22 protein-coding genes are annotated in these 22,953 nt (G+C 59.8%); 14 read left to right on the top strand and 8 right to left on the bottom strand.

The genetic code is table 11. The annotated features are described in order from the left end of the window. The first annotated feature begins 121 nt into the window (after window positions 1-121). The 11 genes from Q0936_RS03590 to Q0936_RS03540 all read left to right on the top strand — a co-directional run bounded on the left by Q0936_RS03590 (window position 122) and on the right by Q0936_RS03540 (window position 11,611). Window positions 122-451 (top strand): metalloregulator ArsR/SmtB family transcription factor, encoded by a 330-nt coding sequence (locus Q0936_RS03590; RefSeq protein WP_299294520.1) that lies wholly within the window; start codon window positions 122-124, stop codon window positions 449-451. Beyond that, window positions 448-906, top strand: a complete 459-nt coding sequence (locus Q0936_RS03585; protein ID WP_299294518.1) for an SRPBCC domain-containing protein — start codon at window positions 448-450, stop codon at window positions 904-906. The genes Q0936_RS03590 and Q0936_RS03585 overlap by 4 nt, the downstream gene beginning before the upstream one ends. 132 nt (window positions 907-1,038) lie before the next feature. Then, a complete protein-coding gene (xdhA, locus tag Q0936_RS03580; RefSeq protein ID WP_299377872.1) occupies window positions 1,039-2,418 on the top strand; it encodes a xanthine dehydrogenase small subunit in 1,380 nt (459 codons plus the stop codon). Continuing rightward, complete coding sequence (gene xdhB, locus Q0936_RS03575) at window positions 2,415-4,706, top strand: xanthine dehydrogenase molybdopterin binding subunit (protein ID WP_299292494.1); 2,292 nt, start codon at window positions 2,415-2,417, stop codon at window positions 4,704-4,706. Before xdhA ends, xdhB begins: the two co-directional genes overlap by 4 nt. Continuing rightward, window positions 4,699-5,622 (top strand): xanthine dehydrogenase accessory protein XdhC, encoded by a 924-nt coding sequence (xdhC, locus tag Q0936_RS03570; protein ID WP_299292492.1) that lies wholly within the window; start codon window positions 4,699-4,701, stop codon window positions 5,620-5,622. The genes xdhB and xdhC overlap by 8 nt, the downstream gene beginning before the upstream one ends. Beyond that, a complete protein-coding gene (locus Q0936_RS03565; RefSeq protein ID WP_299292490.1) occupies window positions 5,619-7,133 on the top strand; it encodes an ABC transporter ATP-binding protein in 1,515 nt (504 codons plus the stop codon). Before xdhC ends, Q0936_RS03565 begins: the two co-directional genes overlap by 4 nt. A gap of 45 nt (window positions 7,134-7,178) precedes the next feature. After that, complete coding sequence (locus tag Q0936_RS03560) at window positions 7,179-8,261, top strand: ABC transporter permease (RefSeq protein WP_299292488.1); 1,083 nt, start codon at window positions 7,179-7,181, stop codon at window positions 8,259-8,261. After that, window positions 8,261-8,671 (top strand): hypothetical protein, encoded by a 411-nt coding sequence (locus Q0936_RS03555; RefSeq protein WP_299377869.1) that lies wholly within the window; start codon window positions 8,261-8,263, stop codon window positions 8,669-8,671. The genes Q0936_RS03560 and Q0936_RS03555 overlap by 1 nt, the downstream gene beginning before the upstream one ends. Continuing rightward, a complete protein-coding gene (locus tag Q0936_RS03550) occupies window positions 8,672-9,592 on the top strand; it encodes an ABC transporter permease (RefSeq protein WP_299292484.1) in 921 nt (306 codons plus the stop codon). Between the two features lie 31 nt (window positions 9,593-9,623). Further along, window positions 9,624-10,706, top strand: a complete 1,083-nt coding sequence (locus Q0936_RS03545) for a BMP family ABC transporter substrate-binding protein (protein ID WP_299138254.1) — start codon at window positions 9,624-9,626, stop codon at window positions 10,704-10,706. Window positions 10,707-10,876: 170 nt separating this feature from the next. Next, window positions 10,877-11,611 carry a transporter substrate-binding domain-containing protein gene (locus tag Q0936_RS03540; RefSeq protein WP_299292482.1) on the top strand — a complete coding sequence of 245 codons (735 nt, stop codon included), beginning with the start codon at window positions 10,877-10,879 and terminating at the stop codon, window positions 11,609-11,611. Window positions 11,612-11,654: 43 nt separating this feature from the next. Here the strand turns inward: Q0936_RS03540 and Q0936_RS03535 are convergent, their stop codons facing one another. From Q0936_RS03535 to Q0936_RS03515, 5 genes are all read right to left on the bottom strand, one after another. Then, a complete protein-coding gene (locus tag Q0936_RS03535) occupies window positions 11,655-12,125 on the bottom strand; it encodes a hypothetical protein (RefSeq protein ID WP_299292480.1) in 471 nt (156 codons plus the stop codon). A 346-nt stretch (window positions 12,126-12,471) separates the two neighbouring features. Beyond that, entirely contained in the window at window positions 12,472-13,668 is a 1,197-nt protein-coding gene (locus tag Q0936_RS03530) for a DUF6596 domain-containing protein (RefSeq protein ID WP_299292478.1), read from the bottom strand. Further along, window positions 13,665-14,018, bottom strand: a complete 354-nt coding sequence (locus tag Q0936_RS03525) for a YciI family protein (protein ID WP_299292476.1) — start codon at window positions 14,016-14,018, stop codon at window positions 13,665-13,667. Before Q0936_RS03525 ends, Q0936_RS03530 begins: the two co-directional genes overlap by 4 nt. Before the next feature lie 12 nt (window positions 14,019-14,030). After that, on the bottom strand, window positions 14,031-14,540 hold the full coding sequence (locus Q0936_RS03520) for an SRPBCC family protein (RefSeq protein WP_299292474.1): 510 nt from the start codon (window positions 14,538-14,540) through the stop codon (window positions 14,031-14,033). A 91-nt stretch (window positions 14,541-14,631) separates the two neighbouring features. Next, window positions 14,632-15,297 (bottom strand): TIGR02453 family protein, encoded by a 666-nt coding sequence (locus tag Q0936_RS03515; RefSeq protein WP_299292471.1) that lies wholly within the window; start codon window positions 15,295-15,297, stop codon window positions 14,632-14,634. Window positions 15,298-15,427: 130 nt separating this feature from the next. Here Q0936_RS03515 and Q0936_RS03510 point away from each other — a divergent pair, with 130 nt between their 5' ends. The 3 genes from Q0936_RS03510 to Q0936_RS03500 are packed head-to-tail and all read left to right on the top strand — an operon-like array spanning window position 15,428 to window position 18,182. After that, window positions 15,428-16,354, top strand: coding sequence for an aldo/keto reductase (locus Q0936_RS03510; protein ID WP_299292469.1), 927 nt, complete (start codon window positions 15,428-15,430; stop codon window positions 16,352-16,354). Next, window positions 16,351-17,406 carry an FAD-dependent oxidoreductase gene (locus Q0936_RS03505; RefSeq protein ID WP_299377865.1) on the top strand — a complete coding sequence of 352 codons (1,056 nt, stop codon included), beginning with the start codon at window positions 16,351-16,353 and terminating at the stop codon, window positions 17,404-17,406. The genes Q0936_RS03510 and Q0936_RS03505 overlap by 4 nt, the downstream gene beginning before the upstream one ends. A gap of 17 nt (window positions 17,407-17,423) precedes the next feature. Continuing rightward, window positions 17,424-18,182, top strand: coding sequence for a GH25 family lysozyme (locus Q0936_RS03500; RefSeq protein WP_299296125.1), 759 nt, complete (start codon window positions 17,424-17,426; stop codon window positions 18,180-18,182). A gap of 54 nt (window positions 18,183-18,236) precedes the next feature. Here Q0936_RS03500 and Q0936_RS03495 read toward each other — a convergent pair whose 3' ends face one another. The 3 genes from Q0936_RS03495 to Q0936_RS03485 all read right to left on the bottom strand — a co-directional run bounded on the left by Q0936_RS03495 (window position 18,237) and on the right by Q0936_RS03485 (window position 22,944). Next, window positions 18,237-20,738, bottom strand: coding sequence for an FAD-dependent oxidoreductase (locus Q0936_RS03495; RefSeq protein ID WP_299296123.1), 2,502 nt, complete (start codon window positions 20,736-20,738; stop codon window positions 18,237-18,239). Window positions 20,739-20,918: 180 nt separating this feature from the next. After that, window positions 20,919-21,518 carry a spondin domain-containing protein gene (locus Q0936_RS03490; RefSeq protein ID WP_299377862.1) on the bottom strand — a complete coding sequence of 200 codons (600 nt, stop codon included), beginning with the start codon at window positions 21,516-21,518 and terminating at the stop codon, window positions 20,919-20,921. A 19-nt stretch (window positions 21,519-21,537) separates the two neighbouring features. Continuing rightward, window positions 21,538-22,944 (bottom strand): FAD-linked oxidase C-terminal domain-containing protein, encoded by a 1,407-nt coding sequence (locus tag Q0936_RS03485; RefSeq protein ID WP_299296119.1) that lies wholly within the window; start codon window positions 22,942-22,944, stop codon window positions 21,538-21,540. Window positions 22,945-22,953 lie beyond the last annotated feature (9 nt).

Below are 22,953 nucleotides of genomic sequence, written 5' to 3'. Positions count from 1 at the left end.
GGGCCACGATATGTCGTGGCGGCCCGCGCGAAAAGCCCCACAAGCTGTTATCCCCAGAACAATAGAAAGCTATTCGGCTAACTATCTTGACGCGAATCATGAAATCACATTAGTTAGCAATATGGCTAACCAACTGGACCAGTTCTTTGCGGCACTTGCCGATCCGACCCGCCGCGCCGTTGTCGAACGGCTTCTGGACGGGCCGGCCGCGGTCGGCGTCTTGCACGCCGAACACGACATGGCACTGCCGACATTTCTGCGCCACCTCAAGGTGCTGCAACGCAGCGGCCTGGTCACCAGCACCAAGGTCGGGCGCGTCCGCACGGTGGAAATGCAGCCCGATGCCTTGGCGCAGGCTGCCGGTTGGTTCGACGCACACAGGTCGATGTGGGAACGGCGCATGGACCGCCTCGCATATCTTGCCGAACACATGGAAAGGACCAGAACATGACCACAGACACCGGCCATTTTGAAATGACACGCACGTTGCCTCTGACACCTGAGCGCCTGTGGCACCTGTTGACCGACGCCAGCATGCGTGAACGCTGGGGCGCACCGAGCGAAGGCACGGTTCTCACGGTCGAGGCTTCGGATCTTAGGGTGGGCGGTTCTGACCGCCACCGCTGTGGTCCTGCCGACGCCCCTGAATTCACGGTGGATACCCGCTGGTACCGGATCGACGCGCCGCATGACGCCGCCTTTACCGAAACGGTGCACGTTGGTGATGACACCATCGCCACCACACTTGTGACATACCGCGTCACAGGCGTGGACAACGGATCAAGATTGGATGTCGCCGTCGCCGTGTCCTCCTTTGTGGGCCCCGACGCTGACGGTGAATTCGAGGCCGGATGGACTGCCGGTTTGAGCAATCTCGCGGCACTGGCCAACGAAATGGCTTCCTGAACCAGCCGCTCGCCTTGCCATTGCCTGCCCGCCTCGCCTAACCTGTCGCCTGACAGCCTGCCCTCTGGTCTACGCCGCATCGACTTCAGGGCCAACGAAGGGGCATTGGTACCGCGGCGGGCACAACACACCATGCGTACGACCTTTCTTCTGAACGGAAGCGAGATCACGGCAGAAACGTCACCCACAACGACATTGCTGGATTGGCTCCGAGAGCACCCCAACCTCACGGGCACCAAAGAGGGATGTAACGAAGGCGACTGCGGGGCCTGTTCCGTCATCATCACCGACGCAAATGGTGTGCGCGCGCTGAATGCGTGCATCCTTTTTGTCCCCCAAATACACGGAAAGGCCGTGCGCACAGTCGAAGGCGTTGCCGCGCCCGACGACACCCTGCACCCTGTCCAACAGGCCATGATCGAACACCACGGTTCGCAGTGCGGCTTTTGCACACCCGGTTTTGTCACCACCATGGCCGCAGCACATCTGAACGGCGCCACCGACCACGACACCCAACTTGCGGGCAACCTGTGCCGTTGCACAGGCTACGCACCGATCATCCGGGCGGCCCAAGCTGCGCAAGCAGCCCCAGTGCCTGACCACATGCGCGATACCTCACTTCCTTTCGCGCAAAATACCTCGGGGGAGCCGCAGGCGGGGGCGGAGCCCCCAACAACCCCCGACGCACTCGCACATTGGCTGGATCAAAACCCCGATGGCACGTTGATCGCGGGTGCCACGGATGTGGGTCTCTGGGTCACCAAGGACTTTCGAGACCTGGGCAAAACGGCGTTCCTGAACCGTATCCCAGAGCTCGCAGGCGTCACGGTGACCGACAACACGATCCGAATTGGCGCAACCACCACGCTCACCGATCTGCAAACAGCCATCGCGCCGCATTACCCCGCTTTTGCCGAATTGATCAGGCGATATGGCTCTGTCCAGGTCCGCAATGCGGCCACGATCGGCGGCAATGTGGCCAACGGCTCGCCAATTGGCGACGGCATACCCGCGCTCATAGCTTTGGGGGCCACGCTCCACCTGCGTTCCATAGACGGCCCACGTGCAATGCTGCTCAAAGATTTCTTTGTCTCCTACGGACAACAAGACCGGGCCAAAAACGAATTTGTCGAAGCCATTACACTGCCCAAGCTCCCCGATGCGTTGAAATGCTACAAACTGTCAAAACGGTTCGATCAGGACATATCGGCCGTCTGTGGTTGTTTTTGGATCGTCGTTGAGAATGGACAAGTGGCAGACGTGCGTCTGGCCTTTGGCGGTATGGCCGGCACCCCCAAACGCGCCAAACAAGCCGAAGCCGCACTGCGGGGCCAGCCTTGGAATGCCAGCCGCGTGAAATCGGCAATGACGGCGCTGGAACAGGACTTCGAACCGCTGTCCGACATGCGCGCCTCGGCTGCCTACCGGATGGAAGCGGCGCGCAACATGCTGTGGCGTGCTTGGGCCGAAGGCGATGGGCAGGCCACAAACCTGCATGCGGTGACGGCATGAGCGTCTCACGACCCCTGCCCCACGACGCCGCACATCTGCATGTCACAGGCGCCGCGCGCTATGTCGACGACACGCCCACGCCGGCTGGGACTTTACACTTGGCCTTTGGTCTCAGCGACGCCGCCCGTGGCCGCATCACCGCGATGGATCTGACGCAGGTACGCGCGGCACCCGGCGTGGTCTCTGTCCTGATCGCGGACGACCTGCCCTCTGCCAATGACGTCTCGCCATCCGCACATGATGAGCCTCTGTTGGCCACTGGTGAGGTTCACTATGTGGGACAACCCCTATTCCTTGTGATTGCCCACAGTCACCTGCAAGCACGCCACGCGGCGAGGTTGGCACAGGTTGATATTGCACCCGTCGCGCCAATCCTGAGCATCGAGGATGCATTGGCCGCGGACGCCCGCTTTGAGGACGGACCACGCATTTACGCACGCGGCGATGTTGCCCAGGCACTTGGCGGTGCGGCCCATCGTCTGACCGGCCAGATCGAAATCGGCGGGCAGGAGCATTTCTATCTCGAGGGTCAGGCCGCACTGGCCATGCCCGGCGAAGATGGCGATATGCACATCATCTCGTCCACACAGCATCCAACCGAGATACAGCACAAAGTCGCGGATGCCATCGGTCGCCCCATGCATGCCGTACGGGTCGAAACGCGCCGCATGGGCGGTGGGTTCGGCGGCAAGGAAAGCCAGGGCAACGCATTGGCCGTCGCCTGTGCCGTGGCAGCACGGGCCACCGGTCGCACCTGCAAGATGCGATACGACCGCGACGACGATATGACCGTGACCGGCAAACGGCACGATTTTCGCATCGACTACGATGTAGGCTTTGACGACGCGGGTAGGATCACTGGCCTCGACGTGCGGCACTACACACGCTGTGGCTGGGCCATGGACCTGTCATTGCCCGTGGCCGACCGCGCGATGCTGCATGCCGACAACGCATACTGGCTGCCGCATGTGCGGATCGAAAGCCACCGTTTGCGCACCAACACGCAGTCCGCAACTGCATTTCGCGGCTTTGGCGGACCTCAGGGCATGCTGGGCATGGAGCGTATCGTGGACCATGTCGCGGGACATCTGGGCCTTGATCCACTGGCTGTGCGCATGGCGAATTTCTATGGCGCAGAGGCACCGGCGAAATCGCAGACGACGCCCTATGGCCAGGTTGTCGATGACTTTGTCGGCGATGCTCTGGTGGCAAAGTTGCGAGACAGCGCCAGCTACGACGCCCGTCGTGCTGCGGTCGCTGACTGGAACGCGGCAAACACGATCCTCAAAAAGGGTATTGCGCTCACGCCCGTGAAATTCGGCATCAGCTTTACCCTCACACACCTCAATCAGGCCGGGGCTCTGGTGCATGTCTATGCGGATGGCTCTATCCACCTGAACCACGGCGGCACCGAAATGGGTCAGGGCCTTTTTCAGAAGGTGGCCCAGGTTGCGGCATCAAGGTTTGGTGTACCGCTTGAGGCGGTCAAGATCACGGCGACCGACACCGCCAAGGTGCCAAACACATCCGCCACGGCAGCCTCGTCGGGCAGTGATTTAAACGGCATGGCGGTCAAGGCCGCTTGCGACACAATCCGCGACCGTATGGCTGAACACATCGCACAACTGCATCAATGCGCGGCGGAAGATGTCTTGTTTGCAGAGGGCCGCGTGCGCGCCGGAGCAGCCGACCTGAGCTTTACCGAGGCCGCCACCCTGACATATGAGGCGCGCATCAGCCTATCGGCCACCGGTTTCTACAAGACACCGGACATCAAATGGGACCGGATCAAAGGGCATGGCCGCCCATTTTTCTATTTTGCCTACGGTGCGGCAGTGACTGAGGTGGTGATAGATACGCTGACCGGGGAAAACCGTATTTTACGCGCCGATATCCTGCACGACGCGGGCGCGTCACTGAACCCGGCGCTGGACATCGGCCAGATCGAAGGCGGCTATGTGCAGGGTGCCGGATGGCTCACCACCGAAGAGTTGGTATGGGACGATCAGGGCCGATTGCGCACCCATGCACCATCGACCTACAAAATCCCGGCCTGCGGTGACCGCCCCGCTATTTTCAATGTGGCCCTATGGGATGGTGAGAACGCCGCAGACACCATCTACAAATCCAAAGCAGTTGGCGAACCGCCTCTGATGCTTGGGATTTCTGCCTTTCTCGCGCTCAACGATGCCGCTGCTGCATGTGGGCCGCATTACCCCGATCTCGACGCGCCTGCGACACCTGAGGCAGTGCTAAGGGCCGTGCACACGGCGCGTGGCGATGTTTGACCGCGCGGGCCTGATCGCCGCGTGCGAGGCGCATGGGCGTGTGATCCGCGTCGTTGTGGCCGCAGTACACGGGTCTACCCCGCGTGAGGTCGGTGCGGCAATGTTGGTCTGGGCGGATGGGCAATCCGGCACAATTGGTGGCGGCGCATTGGAATACCAATTGGCGAAATCAGCACGGCATTTGCACAAGGACAGTCTCAGCCGTCACGCGCTTGGACCGGATATGGGGCAATGTTGCGGCGGCGCCGTTGAGGTGCTGAGCGAGATATATGATCTGAAACGCGCGCAGGCTCTGCCCGAAGATGTGATCGCGCGCGGATCAGGTGACATGCCGCTGGGCGTCACCCGCCTGTTGCGCGCGGCACGGGGCCAAGGCACGCTGCCGTTGGCGCAACTGGTCGACGGATGGATGGTGGAACCCGTCGCTGCAACCCCGCATCATCTGTGGGTTTGGGGCGCGGGGCATGTCGGACGCGCATTGGTCGATGTTGTGCACAAAATGCCGGGCGTTGCGATCACTTGGGTGGATACGGCGCCTGATCGTTTCCCTGCCGATGTACCACAAGCCGTGACCTGCGTGCCCGCAGCAGACCCTGCCGTATTGGCACCTCACGCACCGCGCGATGCGCACCACTTGATCCTGACATATTCGCATGATCTGGATTTGGCGCTTTGCTATGCGTTGCTGTCCCACGGCTTCGATACATGCGGGCTGATTGGATCGGCAACGAAATGGGCCCGTTTTCGCAAACGGCTGGCCGCGTTGGGGCACACCCCTGCGCAAATTGCGCGCATCATCTGCCCGATCGGCGACCCGGCATTGGGGAAACACCCGCATATGATTGCGGTTGGGGTGGCGCATCGGCTAGCACTGTCACTGCAATCAGAGAAACGACCAATGGAGAGACGCGCGTGACTGACCTGCTTGCCCTGCGCGGGCTCACCAAAGCCTATCCCGGTGTTGTGGCCAATGACGATGTGTCTTTGGCTATTGCGCCAGGAGAAATTCACGCGTTGCTCGGTGAAAACGGGGCTGGGAAATCCACTCTGGTCAAGATGATATATGGGCTGGTCAAGCCGGACGCCGGCCAAATGGAGATGCAAGGCAGCACGTTTGCACCCAGCGACCCGCGTGCCGCGCGCGGTGCTGGCGTCGGCATGGTGTTTCAACACTTTTCGCTTTTCGACGCTCTGTCCGTTGCCGAAAACATCGCCCTCGGTATGGAAACACCGCCGCCCATGCGGACATTGGCCGCACGTATCCTCGAAGTATCGGACACCTACGGTTTACCCCTGTCACCGGACAGAACGGTCGGGGATCTGTCTGCCGGGGAGCGGCAACGGGTCGAGATCATTCGCTGCCTGCTGCAGGATCCCAAGCTGTTGATCATGGATGAACCGACCTCGGTGCTGACGCCGCAAGAGGTCGAAATTCTATTCGAAACTCTGCGCAAACTGAGCGCCGAAGGCACCGCGATCCTCTACATTTCTCACAAGTTGGAAGAGATCCGGGCGCTGTGCGACGCGGCGACGATCCTGCGCGGAGGCAAAGTCGTCGGCACATGTGTGCCCCGCGATACCTCGGCACGTGACATGGCCGAACTGATGGTTGGCAGCACGCTGACAACGCCCAAAGCATCATCGCATAGCACCGGCGATGTAGCGCTTGCTGTGACGGGCCTGTCTGCCGCATCCCCGTCCGCATTTGGTATGGCACTGCGCGACGTGACATTTGACGTTCATGTAGGCGAGGTGCTGGGCATCGGTGGGGTCGCAGGAAACGGCCAGGACGAACTCTTGGCCGTTTTGTCCGGCGAATTGGCTGCGGGGCCCGGAATGGTCGCCTTTCAGGGTCGCGATATGCACGGCATTGGACCAGAAGCGCGGCGTGGCCTGGGGGTGTTGTCGGCGCCGGAGGAACGGCTGGGTCACGCCGCGGCCCCAAACATGTCGCTGACCGAAAACGCCATGTTGACCGGTGCGGCGCGCGAAGGTTTGGCCCGCCGCGGATTGCTGGATTGGGCCAAAACGCGCGCCTTTGCGCAGCGGATCATTTCAGATTTTGACGTGCGCACACCGGGGCCAGAAAACGCGGCCCGGTCGCTGTCTGGCGGCAATTTGCAGAAGTTTGTTATCGGACGCGAGGTGCTGCAGAAGCCAGACGTTTTGGTGGTGAACCAGCCCACGTGGGGCGTGGATGCCGCTGCTGCGGCTGCGATCCGACAGGCGCTACTAGACTTGGCAGCAGGCGGTGCGGCAGTGGTGGTGATTTCTCAAGATCTCGACGAGTTGATGGAGATTTCGGATCGGTTTGCCGCATTGAACGAAGGACAGTTGTCGGCCCCGCGTCCAACTGCGGGGCTGGACGTTGAACAGATTGGCCTGATGCTCGGTGGCGCGCATGGGATGGAGGTTGCACATGTCTGAGCCGTCATTGCGTGCATATTTTTGGAACAATGAAAGGCTGGCGCGATGATCCGCATTGAGGCGCGTCCGCAACCCTCGGCCCTGATGGCCTATGCCACGCCCGTACTCGCGGTTGTGTTGACGATGATTTTTGGCGGCGTGTTGTTTGCTGTTCTGGGCAAGGACCCACTGGAAGCGATTGCGACGATTTTCTGGGAGCCGATATTTGGTGAGTTTGCGTTCTTTTACAGGCCGCAACTGTTGATCAAGGGCGCGCCGCTGGTGCTGATTGCCATTGGCCTGGCCTTGGGGTTTCGGGCAGGCATCTGGAACATCGGGGCCGAAGGCCAGTACATCGTCGGAGCCATTTGCGGGGCGGGTGCTGGTCTGGCGTTTTATCCGACCGAGAGCGTTCTGATCTTTCCGCTGATGGTGTTGGCAGGGGCGTTGGGTGGTTGGGCCTGGGCGATGATACCGGCGGTTTTGAAGGTCAAGTTTGGCACCAATGAAATTTTGGTGTCGCTGATGCTGGTATATGTGGCCGAGCAGTTACTGGCCTCCATGTCGTTGGGACTGTTGAAAAATCCCGAAGGCTTCGGGTTTCCGGGATCGCGCAACCTTCAACAATACGGATCAGCGCATAATGCCGAGATCATTGCCGGAACGGGCATGCATTGGGGTGTCGTCGCGGCGCTGATTGCTGTGATCTTTGCCTATGTCCTGCTGACGCGGCACCGGTTGGGATTTGCCATTCGCGTGACGGGCGAAGCGCCCCGCGCGGCGAAATTTGGTGGTGTGAACCCCGCGCGTTTGGTGCTGTTCTGCCTCGGGATGTCGGGTCTTTTGGCGGGTCTCGCGGGCATGTTCGAAGTGTCCGGTCCGTCCGGCCAGATCAGTATTGATTTTAATGTGGGCTATGGGTTCACGGCAATCATCGTGGCGTTTCTGGGCCGTCTGAACCCGCTTGGCATTGTGGCCGCAGGGTTGCTGATGGCGCTGACCTACATTGGCGGCGACATTGCGCAGTCGCAATTGGGTTTGCCTGCAGCGGCCATTCAGGTGTTCCAGGGGATGCTGTTGTTTTTCCTGTTGGCGCTGGATGTGCTGACAAACTACCGCGTGCGGTTTGGAACGGCGGAGGTGGCGTGATGCGGTGGTGCCTTGCCCTTGCCTTCATGTTGATTTCGAGTGCAGCACAGGCGACCATTTGGGTCTGTGATGCCGCATTGTCGACGCAGGATACGGTATTGGGCATCTCGGACATGCAGTTTCGGCTGGCACTTGTCGAGGGTGGCCGATTCTCTGCTAGGGCAATGCGTGAGCAAAAGTCGTATCAGGCTTGGTCCTGGTCCGGGCATTGGATTGAAACCGAAGAACAAATCGCGATGATTGGCCATGCGAGGTCTTCCTACGACGACCCAATTCTGGTCAGACCCGCCAGCACAACACAAGAGGTGCGCGCATTCTCATTGCTGTTTCAAGACGATGTCATTGTCCTCAACTTACAAAGACACACCTATCCGGACACCATGGTCCGTTGCTTGCGAAGGGAGCACTAGATGGACCTATCCGCCATCAACCCCATCCTCCTGATCGCGGCGATGATCGCGGCGGCGACGCCCATCCTGCTGGCGGCCATCGGTGAGCTTGTCGTCGAACGCGCCGGGGTGCTGAACCTTGGCGTCGAAGGGATGATGATCACGGGCGCGGTGTGCGGTTTCATCATCACGGTGAATACCGGGTCGCCCACAATCGGGTTCATAGCGGCGGCGGTAGGTGGCGCGGTCCTTTCGCTGCTATTTGCGTTTTTGACGCAAGTTGCTCTGGCCAATCAGGTCGCGTCTGGCCTTGCCTTGACACTCTTTGGACTGGGGCTGTCGGCGCTTATGGGCCAAAGCTATGTCGGGATCAAACCGCCCCGAACCGAGACCACACCGCTCGGCCCGTTGGCCGACATTCCGGTCATTGGTCCCATTGTTTTTGGGCATGACCTTATCGTGTATCTGGGCCTCGCGATTGTCGCCGCCACATGGGCCGTTCTGACGTTCACACGCGTCGGGTTGGTGTTGCGCGCCGTGGGCGAGAACCACGACGCAGCCCACGCACTGGGCTACAAGGTCAAACGTATCCGCACGCTCGCCATACTCTTTGGCGGGGCCTGTGCGGGGCTGGGTGGTGCCTACATTTCGCTGATACGTGTGCCGCAATGGACCGAAGGGATGACGGCAGGTGTCGGCTGGATTGCCCTCGCCCTGGTTGTATTTGCCAGCTGGAAGCCCTGGCGCGTGCTTTTGGGTGCCTATCTTTTTGGCGGGATCACCCAACTGCAGTTGAACCTGCAAGGCGCAGGCGTTGCTATTCCGGTCGAGTATTTGGCAATGTCCCCCTACGTCGTGACGATCATCGTGCTGGTGATTCTGAGCGCAGACAAATCTCGCGCCCCCGGCTCGCTGGGGCGCACATTCCACGCCTCGGGATAAGAGGCGCACCTAAACGGGGAGAAGACCTGAGATGAAATTTACAACACTGTTGGCAAGTGCTGCCATGGTGCTGGGCCTCGGCGGCGCGGCGCTGGCGGACGGGCATGAAAAGACCAAGGTTGGTTTCGTATATGTTGGCCCGGTCGGCGACGGCGGCTGGACCTACGAGCATGACCAAGGCCGCCTCGCGGTTGAGGCGGAGTTTGGCGACAAGGTCGAAACCGTGTTTGTTGAAAACGTGGCCGAAGGCCCGGACAGCGAACGTGTGATGACGCAGATGGCGCTGGACGGGGCTGACCTCATCTTTACCACGTCCTTTGGTTACATGGACCCGACAAACAACGTCGCGGCCAAGTTCCCGGACGTGAAATTTGAGCACGCCACCGGCTACAAACGCCTGCACCCGAATGTGTCGACATACTCGGCACGGTTCTACGAAGGGCGCGCGATCCAAGGCCACATCGCTGGCAAGATGACCAAGTCGAATGTCATTGGATACATCGGGTCCTTCCCGATCCCCGAAGTGATCCGGGGCATCAACTCTGCCTATATCCATGCCGCCAAAGTGAACCCCGACGTCGAATTCAAGATCATCTGGGTCTACACATGGTTTGACCCCGCAAAAGAAGCAGACGCCGCCAAGGTTCTGATCGAACAGGGCGCTGACGTGGTCTTGCAACACACGGATTCGACCGCACCGCAAGCCGCAGCCCAAGAAGCAGGGGGCGTGATTACCTTTGGTCAGGCCTCGGACATGGGTCAGTACGCCCCCTTCCCCCGCGTGTCCTCGATCATTGACGATTGGGCACCGTACTACATCGCGCGCACACAGGCGGTCATGGACGGCACCTGGGAAAGCAAGGACACCTGGGATGGCATCGGCGCTGGCATGGTCGGCATCGGCGAGATTTCGGACGCCGTTCCTGAGGACGTCAAAGCCGAAGCACTGGCGATGAAAGCCGCACTGGCCGACGGGTCCTATCACGCGTTCACCGGCCCGTTGAACAAGCAAGACGGCTCGCCGTTCCTTGCCGAGGGCGAGACCGCAGATGACGGTACGCTGGCTGGCATGAACTTCTACGTCGAAGGGATCGAGGGCGACATTCCTCAATAAGCCTCAACGACAACCAGACTTCGAAAGGGCCCCCTTTGCCGGGGCCCTTTTGCTTTCGCAGATGTACGGGCCGCGTTAACCGATGGTTGACTGAATGAGCCTAGTCTCCGATGCTCAACGATCTTGGTTGATCGGTGCGCGCAGTTTTGGCCAAAAAGGGAGGGTTTCGAATGCGTCTGTGGTTCCGAACGGTGTCTTTCTGGACCTTTTTGGTCACTATGTTCGCGTTTCCCGTTCATGCGCAGACGGTGGACCGCATCGTCGCCGCCAACTATGCGCCGTTGATGAACGAGGGGAACAGTGAGCGACCGGGCTATGCCATAGAAGTCCTGCAAGAGGCCGCACGACGCAATGGACGCCAACTCGATATAACCTTCATGCCGTTCGAACGGGCGATGCTGGCCCTGCGCAGTCAAGACGAGGTTTTGATGCCTGCCCTGTTCTTTGGGAAACGGCACAACAACGAATTCAGATGGCTCATCGAAATTCACAGCGCCAAGCTGCGTTTTGCAACCATTTCCGACTCAGTGGATTCGCTGGACGCTGCGCGCGCTCTAGGCTCCATCGCGATAGAAAGCGGAACCACAGCCGATGCGATGCTGAGCAACCTTGGCTTCAGCAATCTGGTCAGAACAGTGTCGCCAGAATCCAGCAGTAGGATGTTGGCCGCTGGTCGCGTGGATGCGTGGTTTCAGAACGGGCACACGATGCAGCAGTTTTGGGCGCAACTCGAAGTGTCGCAGCCAATGACGCTTGGGCAAACTGTGCGCGAGGTGCCCATCTTTCTCGTGGCGAGCGCCGGTCTAAATGACGACGTTGCCAACGCATACAAAAACAGTGTTGAGGAAATGAGGGACGACGGGACGTTGGATGCACTGTTTGAGAATTACGCCCCCAACCGCTGACCCAAGCAGATTTCTTACCATGTCGCATGGTAAAATCCACTGATTACCCCGGAAAAATCTGGGCCATTCGCGCATCGAAATAAGCCCACGTCATCGTCGCCTTGTTGCCCGCATATCCATGGTAATGCGACTTGCCCGTATCATTCGGCAACCCGGCCCAGATTTTGGCGAGGTTATTCATGAATTGGTGCCGCGGCATGTCTCCCGCGAGGAAAGCGTTCAGCCCAGCCTCAACCAGCAACAGATCGGCCAGCTGATCTTGCAATCGTGGTGAAAACCGAACCTGCGTACTCACACCGAGGCGGGTGACCAGACGGCGCAGCGTCGGCGGAATAAACTGATATCGCCCAATCGCATGGGGCTGTCCGGGCGTGTCATCAATCCAGTCATAAATCTCTTGCACCGTCATCGCAGTGGGCGGCGCAGACGGACGAATATCTGCGCCGTATTGGACGGCGTCATATCCTTTGGATCCTGCTTCCGCCTTGGCGATCAAACTGCGCAGGTCACTCAATGGACCACGTCGTGGTCCGGGCAAAACACTGGGGGACGGCGCCGGACGTGCGCGTTCTGGGGGTGGCGCCAGCAGGCTTTTGCCTTGGGTTCCGGAAAAAAGGCTGGGCGACGCACGCGAGACAACGGGAGTTATCGCAACGATCGGCGCACGCTGTGTCAACAAACTGCCACGGCTGCCCATCGGCAACGCCTCTGCCCAAACAGGGGGGGTCGCCATCAGTCCCAGACCACATACCCGCAGGCTCTGCATCCAACGCATTCCAACTCCATTCTGAAATCATCGCGTGGCCTGTTGATGCCCGCCAATGATTGACAGCCGGTTGCGCCGGTTGGGGTCATTTCCTTCAAATGCGATCTAAATGGCGGCGGCGCTGTTGTTCCAGAAACCGCACAAGGCTGACATCCGTGGCACGAGCAATCGCCTGATCATAGGCTGGCCCAGCACGCGGATCGTTCAATTGCGACAGAAAATTGGCGCGGGCTGCCCATACCGGCTGCAGATCTGCACCAACCTGAGGCGCAAGCGCATCCAAAGCCTCCAGTCCCGCCGCAGGGCCGTGCAATCGACCTGTCACCACCGCCTGCGCGACCAGCGCCCCGGCGGACGGCGCAACGCGCAACAACGCATGATAAAGCTGATTGAGTGCGGCCCAGTCAGTCTCACCCGTGTCGGCCCGCGCCATGTGAACCTGTTGTATCGCCGCTTCGAGTTGAAACCGACCGGGTGCGTGATGCGCAAATGCGCGCGCCAGCATACGGTCACCATAAGCGCGCAAACTGCCGTCCCAGAGCGCTACGTCCTGCGCGCCCGTTGGCACCAAAACCCCATCAACCACCCGCGCATCACGACGCGCGTGCCCAAAGCCGATCAAGGCGGCCAAGCCCATAACTTCGGGAAAGTCGGGCAGCAGACGCACAAGCAGATCCGCCAGATAAATCGCCTCTTCACCACCGCTGTCGGTTGGTTCCACCCAATCCAAGGTGTGGGCGGCATAAATCGCCTCTAGTATGGCACCGGCCCGGTCCGGCAACGCCTCGGGCCCAGGTATGGCAAAGGGTATGCCCGCATCGCGCACCTTGGCCTTGGCCCGGCCCAACCGTTTGGTCAACGCAGCGGGTGACACCATGAACAAACGTGCAATCTGGCCCGCGTCAATGCCCAGCACCGTTTGCAACATAAGGGGCGTGTGCAAATCCCGCGCAATGGCGGGGTGCGCACACACCATCAACAGCTCCAACCGCTCATCCGGCAAAGACTGAACCGTTTCGGGGAGAGGCATGTCAGGCACCTCATCATTCGTGTGAAATCGCGCCACATGCCGCTGGCGATCCGTCATGCGGTTGCGCGCAACCGTCATCAACCACGCATCTGGGTTGTTTGGCACGCCTTCCCGTGCCCAGACCTCCAATGCTTTGGCAAATGCGTCGGACAATGCGTCCTCTGCCAGCCCGATGTCGCGCGTCCGCGCAGCAAGGTAGGCGAGCAACCGGCCATAGCTGTCCCGCGCGGCATGTTCCGCCGCGCGGGCTGTGTCGGTCACCCGTCGCCCATGGCCGTTGGTCGTATCTCGACCTTGCCGGTCTTGGCCGCCGGGCATTTCTCGGCCCACGTCATCGCCGCATCAAGGTCAGGCACGTCCACCACAAAGTATCCGCCCAGCGTTTCCTTGGTATCGGCGAACGGACCGTCCTGGACCTGCCTTGTGCCGCCCTTGAGCGTCAGAGTGGTCGCCGTCGCAACGGGTTGCAGCCAATCGGTGTCCACGAACACACCCGCGGCGTGCAGCGCACCGATATAGCTGCCGTAGACTTCTTTTTCCGCAGCCCAGTCCGCTTCGGTCATGTGAGCCAGATCAGCCGGGTCGGTATAAAGCAAAAAAGTATAGCGCATTGTAATAGTCCCTCAGATTGCAGCGGCCAGATTGCCCAGGCCTTGTTCAAAAGTTTTGCCGATCATGCCGTCCATGAACAACCCCATCACGCGGCCCACGGGATTGAACCCCATGTCCGCATCCATGCTCCAGGTGACTTGCACACCTTCGGCTGCCGGTTTGACGACGATGGCTTGGGTCGGTTTGCCCATCGGACCCATATCAATGTCATAGCGCACGGAACTGTCCGTGATCGCGGCGACAACCTGCGTGCCTTTGCCGTCTTTTCCGTCAAAGGCAAAACCCGAACCGACACCGGCATCTGGACCGAAGTGCGAGATCTGCAAGGCCGGGTCTACAGCCAGATAGGGGTTGAAACGCTGATAGCCGGTGTTGGACGCCGCCAGCGACAGAACGGCCTCGGGTGTCCCCTGAAAGGTCGCAGTCCGTTCAACATGCACATGGCGCGGCAACAGCAGGCTGCCTGCGGTCGCCAGTGCTGCAACGCCGCCGATCCCGGCCAGAATGGTCCAAATGGTCATTGTGATTTCTCCTTGTCACAGTCGAAAGCAACAGTGCTTTCATAGCTATGACGAACGGGAACACACCGGATGGACATCACACCGAAAAAAATCACAGATGTTTTTCAAACATCTCCCAGACAGGCAACAGAGCACGGACGTGATCAACGGTGGACTTGACCACACCGCGCACACGCCAGTCCTCTGGCATCGGTGCAGAAAGGGCCAAGGCCTTACGCCTCATCAGGTCACCATGCGCGTGGTCCGGCGGATAGGGTTTTGGCACACGTTTGAGCGGCTCGGGACCCCAATCACTGATCGTCGCACCAATGCCGTCGTTTGCGCCCTGCAACGCGTCCTGCAAACCGTCACCCCAACTGTCCACAAACGCCCGATACCGCGTGAGGTCTTCGCCTTGCAGACCCATCACACCCATCCCAACAACGAAATAGTCAGGTGACAGCCCCCAGAACCAACTGGGCGCCAGCACGTCCCGATCCGCCGGTTGCCACATCACATGCAAATGCGTGTTGAGCGGGGTCTTGTCCTTGGAAAACCGAACATCCCGGTAGATGCGAAAAACCTTGGGGCTGTGTGCTTGGCCAGTCAGACGCGCAATATCTTCGGCCAGCAAGTCCGCGAAAAACCCGGCAGGTCCGGCAATGGCCTCTTTGTAATGTGCCTTTTGCGGCTCAAACCACGCCTTGGAATTGTTAACTTGCAACTGCACGAAAAAGGCCAATGCAGCGTCCACCATCTCTTCGAACCCATCTGCCATCACATGCTCCCTTCACCTGCTCTACATCGCACAATCTAGCACGGGCGCTGCGGTGTGCATCCCTATCGTATAAATTGGGTCGAACAGGATAACCGTTGCACGGGCGCGGCCCGCATGGCACCACATCTCCATGATCACATCCCCTAACGGCACCCCGCTTTCGCCGCTGACGTTCGGCACAATGCAATTCGGCGGCAACGCTGACGAACAGGCCAGCCGCGCTATGTTCGATGCTGCGCGGGACGCCGGGATCACCCATTTCGACACCGCCTACGTTTACACAGATGGCGCGTCCGAATCCCTGCTGGGCCAATTCATCCAATCCGAGCGCGACAACCTCATTGTTGCGACCAAAGCTGCGTATTCAGGCGGATCTAGTCGCGGCAATATCTTCACCGGTTTTGCCACATCGCAACAACGCCTTCGTGTTGACGTCGTCGACATCCTCTATCTGCACCGCTTTGATGACGACACGCCGTTGCAAGAGACGTTCGACGCACTGGCAACCCTGAAACACGAAGGTCGGATCAGGCACATCGGCGTCTCCAACTTTGCGGCTTGGCAGGTGATGAAGGCGCAAACCGTCGCCGCGCAGTTCGACATTCGCATCGACATTGTCCAACCCATGCACAGCTTGGTCAAACGTCAGTCCGAAGTCGAAATTTTCCCCATGTGTGTGGATCAAGGTATTGAGCTTGCGCCCTATTCCCCATTGGGCGGCGGATTGTTGACCGGGAAGTATGCAGGCGGCGGCACCGGCCGGTTGACCGAAGACAGCCGCTATGCCGCGCGCTACAACGTCGCCTGGATGCGCGAGGCCGCGGACAAGCTGACCGCCCTGGCGCGCGACATGGGTATCGATCCTGCGTCTCTGGCCGTGGCCTGGGCCATGGCACATCCGGCACGGCCACGCCCCATCGTATCCGCTAGATCGGCAAGCCAATTGACCCCATCCTTGGCCGCACTCGAGGTCGAGATGACATCGGACCTCTACGATCAAATTACAGGCTTCAGCGTCACACCGCCGCCCGCCACGGACAGGATCGAAGAGGCGTGACAGATGTCATCGTGATCGGTGGTGGGATCGCGGGCATCTCTGTTGCCGCGCGTCTGTCCGAACACGCGTCAGTGACTCTGATCGAGGCGGAAACGGCCCTTGGCTACCACGCATCCGGCCGATCCGCTGCGCTGTTCGAGGAAAACTACGGTGCGCCTTCTGTCGTTGCACTCAGCCGCGCAAGTGCCGCCGATCACCAGCCCTATCTCAGCCCACGCGGTTTGCTGCTGTTGGCCCGCGCGGGCGAAGATGAACTGTTTCTGAAAGACGCCAAGGCCCTGCAATGCCCGGAAATCCCATTGGCCGAAGCATCCGCGCGCGTGCCCATTTTGAACGCTCGCATTGCACGCGCAGCCTATCATGAGGGTGCGCAGGACATCGACACAGACCGCATGATGCAGGACATGGCCAAGACCCTGCGCGCAAATGGCGGACGCATCAGAACCGGCACGCCCGTCACAGCAATTGCGCGCACAAGGACGTGGCAAGTCCAACTGAAAGACGAGCAGTTGACTTGCGACGTGCTAGTCAATGCTGCAGGCGCCTGGGCCGACCAGATTGCGAACATGGCAGGTGTGAGACCCATTGGCCTGACACCTTGTCGCCGTTCCATGGCACGCATCCCCGCACCCGGCGGTCACGATGTCAGCAATTGGCCGATTTTTTTCGGCGTCGGAGAGACATGGTACGCGAAACCCGATGCGGGCAAACTGCTCGTATCCCCCGCCGACGAAGACCCCGTAGATCCCCATGACGCATGGGCCGACGACATGGTGCTCGCCGAAGGGCTGGACCGCTATGCACAGCACGTGACGGAACCGGTGACACGGGTCGAAACAACTTGGGCCGGGCTGCGTAGTTTTGCACCAGATCGCACGTTGGTTCTGGGTGCCGACCCAATGCAGCCCAGCTTTTTCTGGTGCGCGGGTCAGGGCGGATACGGTTTTCAAACGGCACCCGCAGCCAGCCGGCTGGTGGCTGATCTAGCACTGGGACGCACCCCCGAAATTGATGCCACAACCGTCAAATCCTTGTCGCCAGCCCGGTTCTAAGCCGCTAGGCTACTCACATGTTCAAACCTCTTTTGATTGCCGCCATTGCGCTGCTCGTTGCATGCGCGCCTGCACCCTTCACCGGCCCGATGGTCATTGGTGACACGGATCCCGTCCGGTTTTCAGGCCGCCAACCGACCACATTCCCCGTACGCGGCATGGATGCGGCCCGGTTCCAAACCTCGGTCGATTGGGAACGCGCCAAGGCTGTTGGCATCGAATTTGTGTTTCTCAAAGCAACCGAAGGCGGCGACCTGTCCGACCCAGCCTTCCGCGACCACTGGCGCGGCGCAGGTCGCGCAGGCATCAAACGCGGGGCCTATCACTTCTACTATTTCTGCACGTCACCCGAAGTGCAGGCCCAGTTCTTTATCCAAACCGCGCCAAAAACCAAGGGCAGCCTGCCTCCCGTCCTTGATATGGAATGGAACCCGTTTTCGCCGACATGCCAACGCCGCCCTGACGGCGCAACCGTGCGAGATGAAATGCGCCGTTGGATGGGCCTGGTCGAAGCACACTATGGACAGCGCCCCATCATCTACACCACACCTCGCTTTTTTAAAGAAAACGGCCTTGGTGCCTTCCGCAATGTTGATTTCTGGCTGCGCACCACTGCCAAAACCCCGGCCGAAGCATTTCCCGGGCAACCCTGGCGCTTTTGGCAATACACATCCACAGGGACGTTGCCCAACTCTGCGGGGGCAATCGACATCAACGCGTTCAACGGATCACGGCAGGATTGGGAGGCATGGCTCGCCACCCGCACCCTCCGTTAGGGTCGGTGGGCGGACGTCTTTGGCCGACAGGCCAAACAGAGCCGCCCAACGGCCTCACCCATCTTTGCGGATCGTCTCGTTCTTGGGATCGTAAGGGCTGTCCACGACGACCTCTGCATCCCACAACTGGTCAAACATCTTTACCTTTAGCCGCGTTCCCGGCACCGCAAGCTCTGGCGTGACATACCCCATGCCAATAGACCGACCAAACGCCACGGAATAGCCCCCGGATGTCAACCGGCCCACGCGCGTCTCACCATGGTACAGCACTTCGCGCCCCCATGGGTCCGCATCATCCGGCCCATCAATCAACACCGTCACACATTTTGACCGCACACCCAGCGCTTCCATCGCCGCTTTGCCGTGAAAGTCCTTAGATAGATCAACGAACCGGGGCAAATCCGCCTCAATCGGCGTCGCATCCCGTCCCAGCTCCGTTCCAAACGCGCGATACGACTTTTCTTGCCGCAACCAGTTCTGCGCCCGCGCACCAACGAGCTTCATGTCATGCGCCGCACCTGCAGCAACCAACTGATCCCAAAGGTAATTCTGCATTTCAATCGGGTGATGCAACTCCCAACCCAGCTCTCCGGTATAGGCAACACGGATCGCGCGCACCGGACACATGCCCAATTCAATGTCACGACAGCTCAACCACGGGAACCGCTTGTTGCTGAGTGCTGTGTCAGGATCAGCATCCCGGATCAAAGCGCCCAGCACATCTCGTGATTTCGGCCCGGCAATTGCAAACACACCCCACTGGGTCGTCACATCTTGCGCGTTGATGCGGCCAAACTCCGCCTCCTTGTCCTCAATCGCCTTGAACAGATAGTCCTGATCATAGGTCGTCCATGCCCCAGCCGACACGAGATAGTAATCATCCTCACCCGTCCGCACGATGGTGTATTCAGTCCGCGTCGTTCCCGCAGCCGTCAGCGCATAGGTCAGATTGATCCGCCCAACCTTGGGCAGCTTGTTCGTTGTGAACCAATCCAGGAACGCTGTCGCGCCCGGTCCACTGATCCGGTGCTTGGTAAACGCGGTTGCATCAATGAGGCCAACACCTTCGCGAATGGCCTTGGCTTCTTCAAGCGCATGGTCCCACCAGGCACCACGGCGAAAAGACCGGCTGTCATGGTCAAATGTCTCGGGGGCATCCAGCGGACCATAGTAATTTGGCCGCTCCCAGCCGTTTACAAACCCAAATTGCGCGCCCGCCGCCCGCTGGCGATCATAGGCAGGCGACGTTCGCAAGGGGCGACAGGCAGGGCGTTCTTCGTCCGGGTGGTGCAGGATATAGACGTGATCGTAGCACTCTTCGTTCTTGCGGACCGCGAACTCCGTTGTCATCCAGTCGCCGTAACGCTTCGGATCAAGCGACGCCATGTCGATCTCGGCCTCACCCTCCACCATCAACTGCGCCAAATAGTAGCCCGTGCCACCTGCTGCGGTAATGCCAAAAGAAAAGCCTTCGGCCAGCCACATGTTCCGCAATCCCGGCGCGGGACCAACCAGTGGGTTACCGTCCGGCGTATAGCAGATCGGGCCGTTGAAGTCGTCCTTCAGACCACTCTCTTCGCAAGATGGCACACGGTGGATCATCGCCATGTACTGTTCTTCGATCCGCTCAAGATCCAACTGAAACAGATCCGCGCGGAAACTGTCCGGCACACCGTATTCAAACCGGGCAGGCGCGTTTTTCTCGTACACACCCAAAATCCAGCCGCCGCGTTCTTCGCGGACATAGGATTGCGCGTCCGCATCCCGGATCACCGGATGTTCGGCATTGCCCTCGGCGCGGAATTTCACCAGCTCGGGGTCCTGCTCCATCACAATGAACTGATGCTCAACCGGAATGGCCGGCATCTTGATACCCAACATCTGAGCGGTGCGTTGCGCATGGTTCCCGGACGCTGTGACCACGTGTTCCGCAGTGATCACAATCTGCTCGTCCGAAGGGACCAGATTGCCGCCCTTTTCCACCATTTTTGTAACGGTGACCTCCCACGCATCACCGTTCCAGTGAAACGCGTCGGCCTGCCATTTTCGTTCAATCATGACGCCGCGCTGCCGCGCACCCTTGGCCATTGCCATCGTCACATCCGCCGGATTGATGTAACCGTCTGTCTGGTGATACAGCGCGCCTTTTAGGTCTTCCGTCCGGATCAGTGGCCATTTCGCCTTGATCTGGTCCGGCGTCATGAATTCATACGGCACACCACATGTCTCGGCCGTCGACGCATAGAGCATGTATTCGTCCATACGCTCCTGCGTCTGCGCCATGCGCAGATTGCCCACCACGGCAAAACCCGCGTTCAACCCGGTTTCTTCCTCAAGCGTCTTGTAGAACTTGATCGAATAGTCGTGGATGTGGGTCGTGGCATAGGACATGTTGAAATACGGCAACAAACCGGCAGCGTGCCATGTCGATCCGGATGTTAGCTCGTCACGTTCCAGCAACATGACATCGTCCCAACCGGCGCGTGCCAGATGGTAGGCGATCGACGTGCCAACAGCACCTCCGCCAACAACCAGAGCTTTGACTTGCGTTTTCATGTCCCGAATCCCCGTCCGACCTTGCTGCTCCGTTCTAAAAAACATCCTGCTGTACCGCGCCAGCCAGCCGACCGCTCAGTGGCTAAAAACGACGCACCAACACGTCTCATTGCTGGATCGCGGACGACGCGCGGGCGAAGCCCACAAAAAATGTCGTCGCCCGTTAGGGCGGCCTTTGGATCACTTCAACCTTGTAAACACAGCCATGCCGATGGGGCGTAGCCCGCTTTGCGTCAAAAACCCAGGGTGCGTCAGCAGGCGCACGGACTGTTGCGGCTGCGTCGGCACATTTGGCCCTTCAAATTCCGGCCCACTGTCGACACCGGCATCCCAGACCCACAATGGAACCTGCACCCTGTCTTTCCACGCATCACCATCGCGGAGGCTCACACCACTCGCCCCGGAAAACCAGTCCGGGCTCGGTGCAAGCATCGTCACGAACGACACCTGCGTGTGCTTGTCACTGACCTTCAGCTCAAAGGAAAACTGCCCCACACCGTCCGGCAATCCAGGCAACACAATTGCTTCGCCCACACGCCCACGGCGTCGCCCTTCTGCCAGTTCCGCTTCCAGAACTGTCACCCGGCCGTTGGTCGCCACCAGCCCAAGACCGGACGTTGCCGTATCGCCGTCGGAAAACAGCTTATACCGACTGGAATGCGCAAATCCGATCAGGCGCGACCAATGCGGTGCGATAGATGCCTCCGTGCGCCACTCAAAGGTCACATCAACCTGATAGCGTTCTTGCGCCACCCCGACACCGGCCCATAGGGCCAGCATCAATGCCAGCCAAAAGGCTCTAACGCGGCCCAAAAATCTTGCCCGGATTCATGATGTTCAATGGATCAAACGCCCCCTTGATCGCCGTCATGAACTCGGTTGCCGCACCCAGTTCCTTGACCAGATAGGGGATCTTTCCCTGCCCGATGCCATGCTCGCCCGTACAGGTCCCATCCATTCGGATCGCTTCTTCGGCGAGATAGGCGGTGAACTCTTCGGTCCGGGCGACCTCATCCGCATCCTCCATATCCAGCAGGACCAGCGAGTGAAAATTCCCGTCCCCCACATGGCCTACAATCGGGGACAGCAGGTTCAGTTCCGCGGCCTTGGCCTGCGCGCCGGTCACCGCTTCGGCGAGGCGTGAAATGGGCACGCAGACATCCGTGGCCACGCCCTGCGCACCGGGGCGCAGCGACATCGTTGCCCAGTAGAGGTCATGGCGGGCCTGCCAAAGCTTGTTGCGTTCTTCGGTGGACCCGGTGGCTTGAAAGTCGAACCCGCCGACATCCTCAGCGATGGACCCAAACATTTCCGCATGTTCCACAACCGCGCTGTCGGAGCCATGGAATTCAAGCAAGAGCAATGGCGTCTCAGGCAGGTCGAGACCCGCATAGGCATTGGCCGCCCGAATGTTCAATTCGTCCATCAACTCAATCCGGGCCACCGGGATGCCATATTGAATCGTGGTCATCACCGCCTGACAGGCCGCATCAATCGACGGAAAGGACATGCGCGCCGCATGGATCGCTTCGGGAATACCATGCAGCTTGAGGGTCACTTCGGTGATCAGGCCCAGCGTCCCTTCGGAACCGACCAGAAGGCGGGTCAGATCATATCCTGCTGACGATTTCTTTGCGCGTTGGGCTGTGCGGATCACACGACCGTCGGCCATCACCGCCTCAAGGGCAATCACGTTATCCTTCATCGTGCCGTAGCGCACGGCGTTGGTGCCCGAAGCCCTCGTCGACGCCATACCACCCAGCGACGCATTGGCCCCGGGATCAATGGGAAAGAACAACCCCCTGTCGCGCAAATAGGTGTTCAACTGTTCACGCATCACACCAGGTTGTACCACGCAATCCAGGTCCTCGGCGTTGACGGCGATGATCTTGTCCATGCTTGTCATGTCGACACAAACGCCCCCGGCAGGGGCGTTCACATGCCCCTCAAGTGACGTGCCTGTGCCGTAAGGGATGACCGGCACCCGGTGCGTTGCACAGACTTTGACAATGTCGGACACCTCTTGCGTCGACATCGGAAAGACCACTGCATCCGGGGGCTGCGGGGTAAGCCATGTGGTCGTATGTGCGTGCTGGTCCCTTATGGCCTGCCCGGTATGAAAACGGTCACCGAATTTCTGCTTCAGTATGCCCAGCGCACTGGCAATCCCGTTTTCATTGCGTGGTAAGTCAATGGCTTGACCCATCTATCGTCC

This window comes from uncultured Tateyamaria sp., assembly GCF_947488715.1.
Lineage (GTDB): Bacteria > Pseudomonadota > Alphaproteobacteria > Rhodobacterales > Rhodobacteraceae > Tateyamaria.
The sequence above is the reverse complement of the archived record's forward strand: the minus strand, read 5'-3'. Positions and strand labels throughout refer to the sequence as shown.

Bases quoted from the DNA above. Each gene is read 5' to 3' on its own strand.
- Q0936_RS03590 (WP_299294520.1), top strand. From the start codon at position 122: ATGGCTAACCAACTGGACCAGTTCTTTGCGGCACTTGCCGATCCGACC.
- Q0936_RS03585 (WP_299294518.1), top strand. From the start codon at position 448: ATGACCACAGACACCGGCCATTTTGAAATGACACGCACGTTGCCTCTG.
- xdhA (WP_299377872.1), top strand. From the start codon at position 1,039: ATGCGTACGACCTTTCTTCTGAACGGAAGCGAGATCACGGCAGAAACG.
- xdhB (WP_299292494.1), top strand. From the start codon at position 2,415: ATGAGCGTCTCACGACCCCTGCCCCACGACGCCGCACATCTGCATGTC.
- xdhC (WP_299292492.1), top strand. From the start codon at position 4,699: ATGTTTGACCGCGCGGGCCTGATCGCCGCGTGCGAGGCGCATGGGCGT.
- Q0936_RS03560 (WP_299292488.1), top strand. From the start codon at position 7,179: ATGATCCGCATTGAGGCGCGTCCGCAACCCTCGGCCCTGATGGCCTAT.
- Q0936_RS03555 (WP_299377869.1), top strand. From the start codon at position 8,261: ATGCGGTGGTGCCTTGCCCTTGCCTTCATGTTGATTTCGAGTGCAGCA.
- Q0936_RS03550 (WP_299292484.1), top strand. From the start codon at position 8,672: ATGGACCTATCCGCCATCAACCCCATCCTCCTGATCGCGGCGATGATC.
- Q0936_RS03545 (WP_299138254.1), top strand. From the start codon at position 9,624: ATGAAATTTACAACACTGTTGGCAAGTGCTGCCATGGTGCTGGGCCTC.
- Q0936_RS03540 (WP_299292482.1), top strand. From the start codon at position 10,877: ATGCGTCTGTGGTTCCGAACGGTGTCTTTCTGGACCTTTTTGGTCACT.
- Q0936_RS03525 (WP_299292476.1), bottom strand. From the start codon at position 14,018: ATGCGCTATACTTTTTTGCTTTATACCGACCCGGCTGATCTGGCTCAC.
- Q0936_RS03520 (WP_299292474.1), bottom strand. From the start codon at position 14,540: ATGACCATTTGGACCATTCTGGCCGGGATCGGCGGCGTTGCAGCACTG.
- Q0936_RS03515 (WP_299292471.1), bottom strand. From the start codon at position 15,297: ATGGCAGATGGGTTCGAAGAGATGGTGGACGCTGCATTGGCCTTTTTC.
- Q0936_RS03510 (WP_299292469.1), top strand. From the start codon at position 15,428: ATGATCACATCCCCTAACGGCACCCCGCTTTCGCCGCTGACGTTCGGC.
- Q0936_RS03500 (WP_299296125.1), top strand. From the start codon at position 17,424: ATGTTCAAACCTCTTTTGATTGCCGCCATTGCGCTGCTCGTTGCATGC.
- Q0936_RS03495 (WP_299296123.1), bottom strand. From the start codon at position 20,738: ATGAAAACGCAAGTCAAAGCTCTGGTTGTTGGCGGAGGTGCTGTTGGC.
- Q0936_RS03490 (WP_299377862.1), bottom strand. From the start codon at position 21,518: ATGCTGGCCCTATGGGCCGGTGTCGGGGTGGCGCAAGAACGCTATCAG.
- Q0936_RS03485 (WP_299296119.1), bottom strand. From the start codon at position 22,944: ATGGGTCAAGCCATTGACTTACCACGCAATGAAAACGGGATTGCCAGT.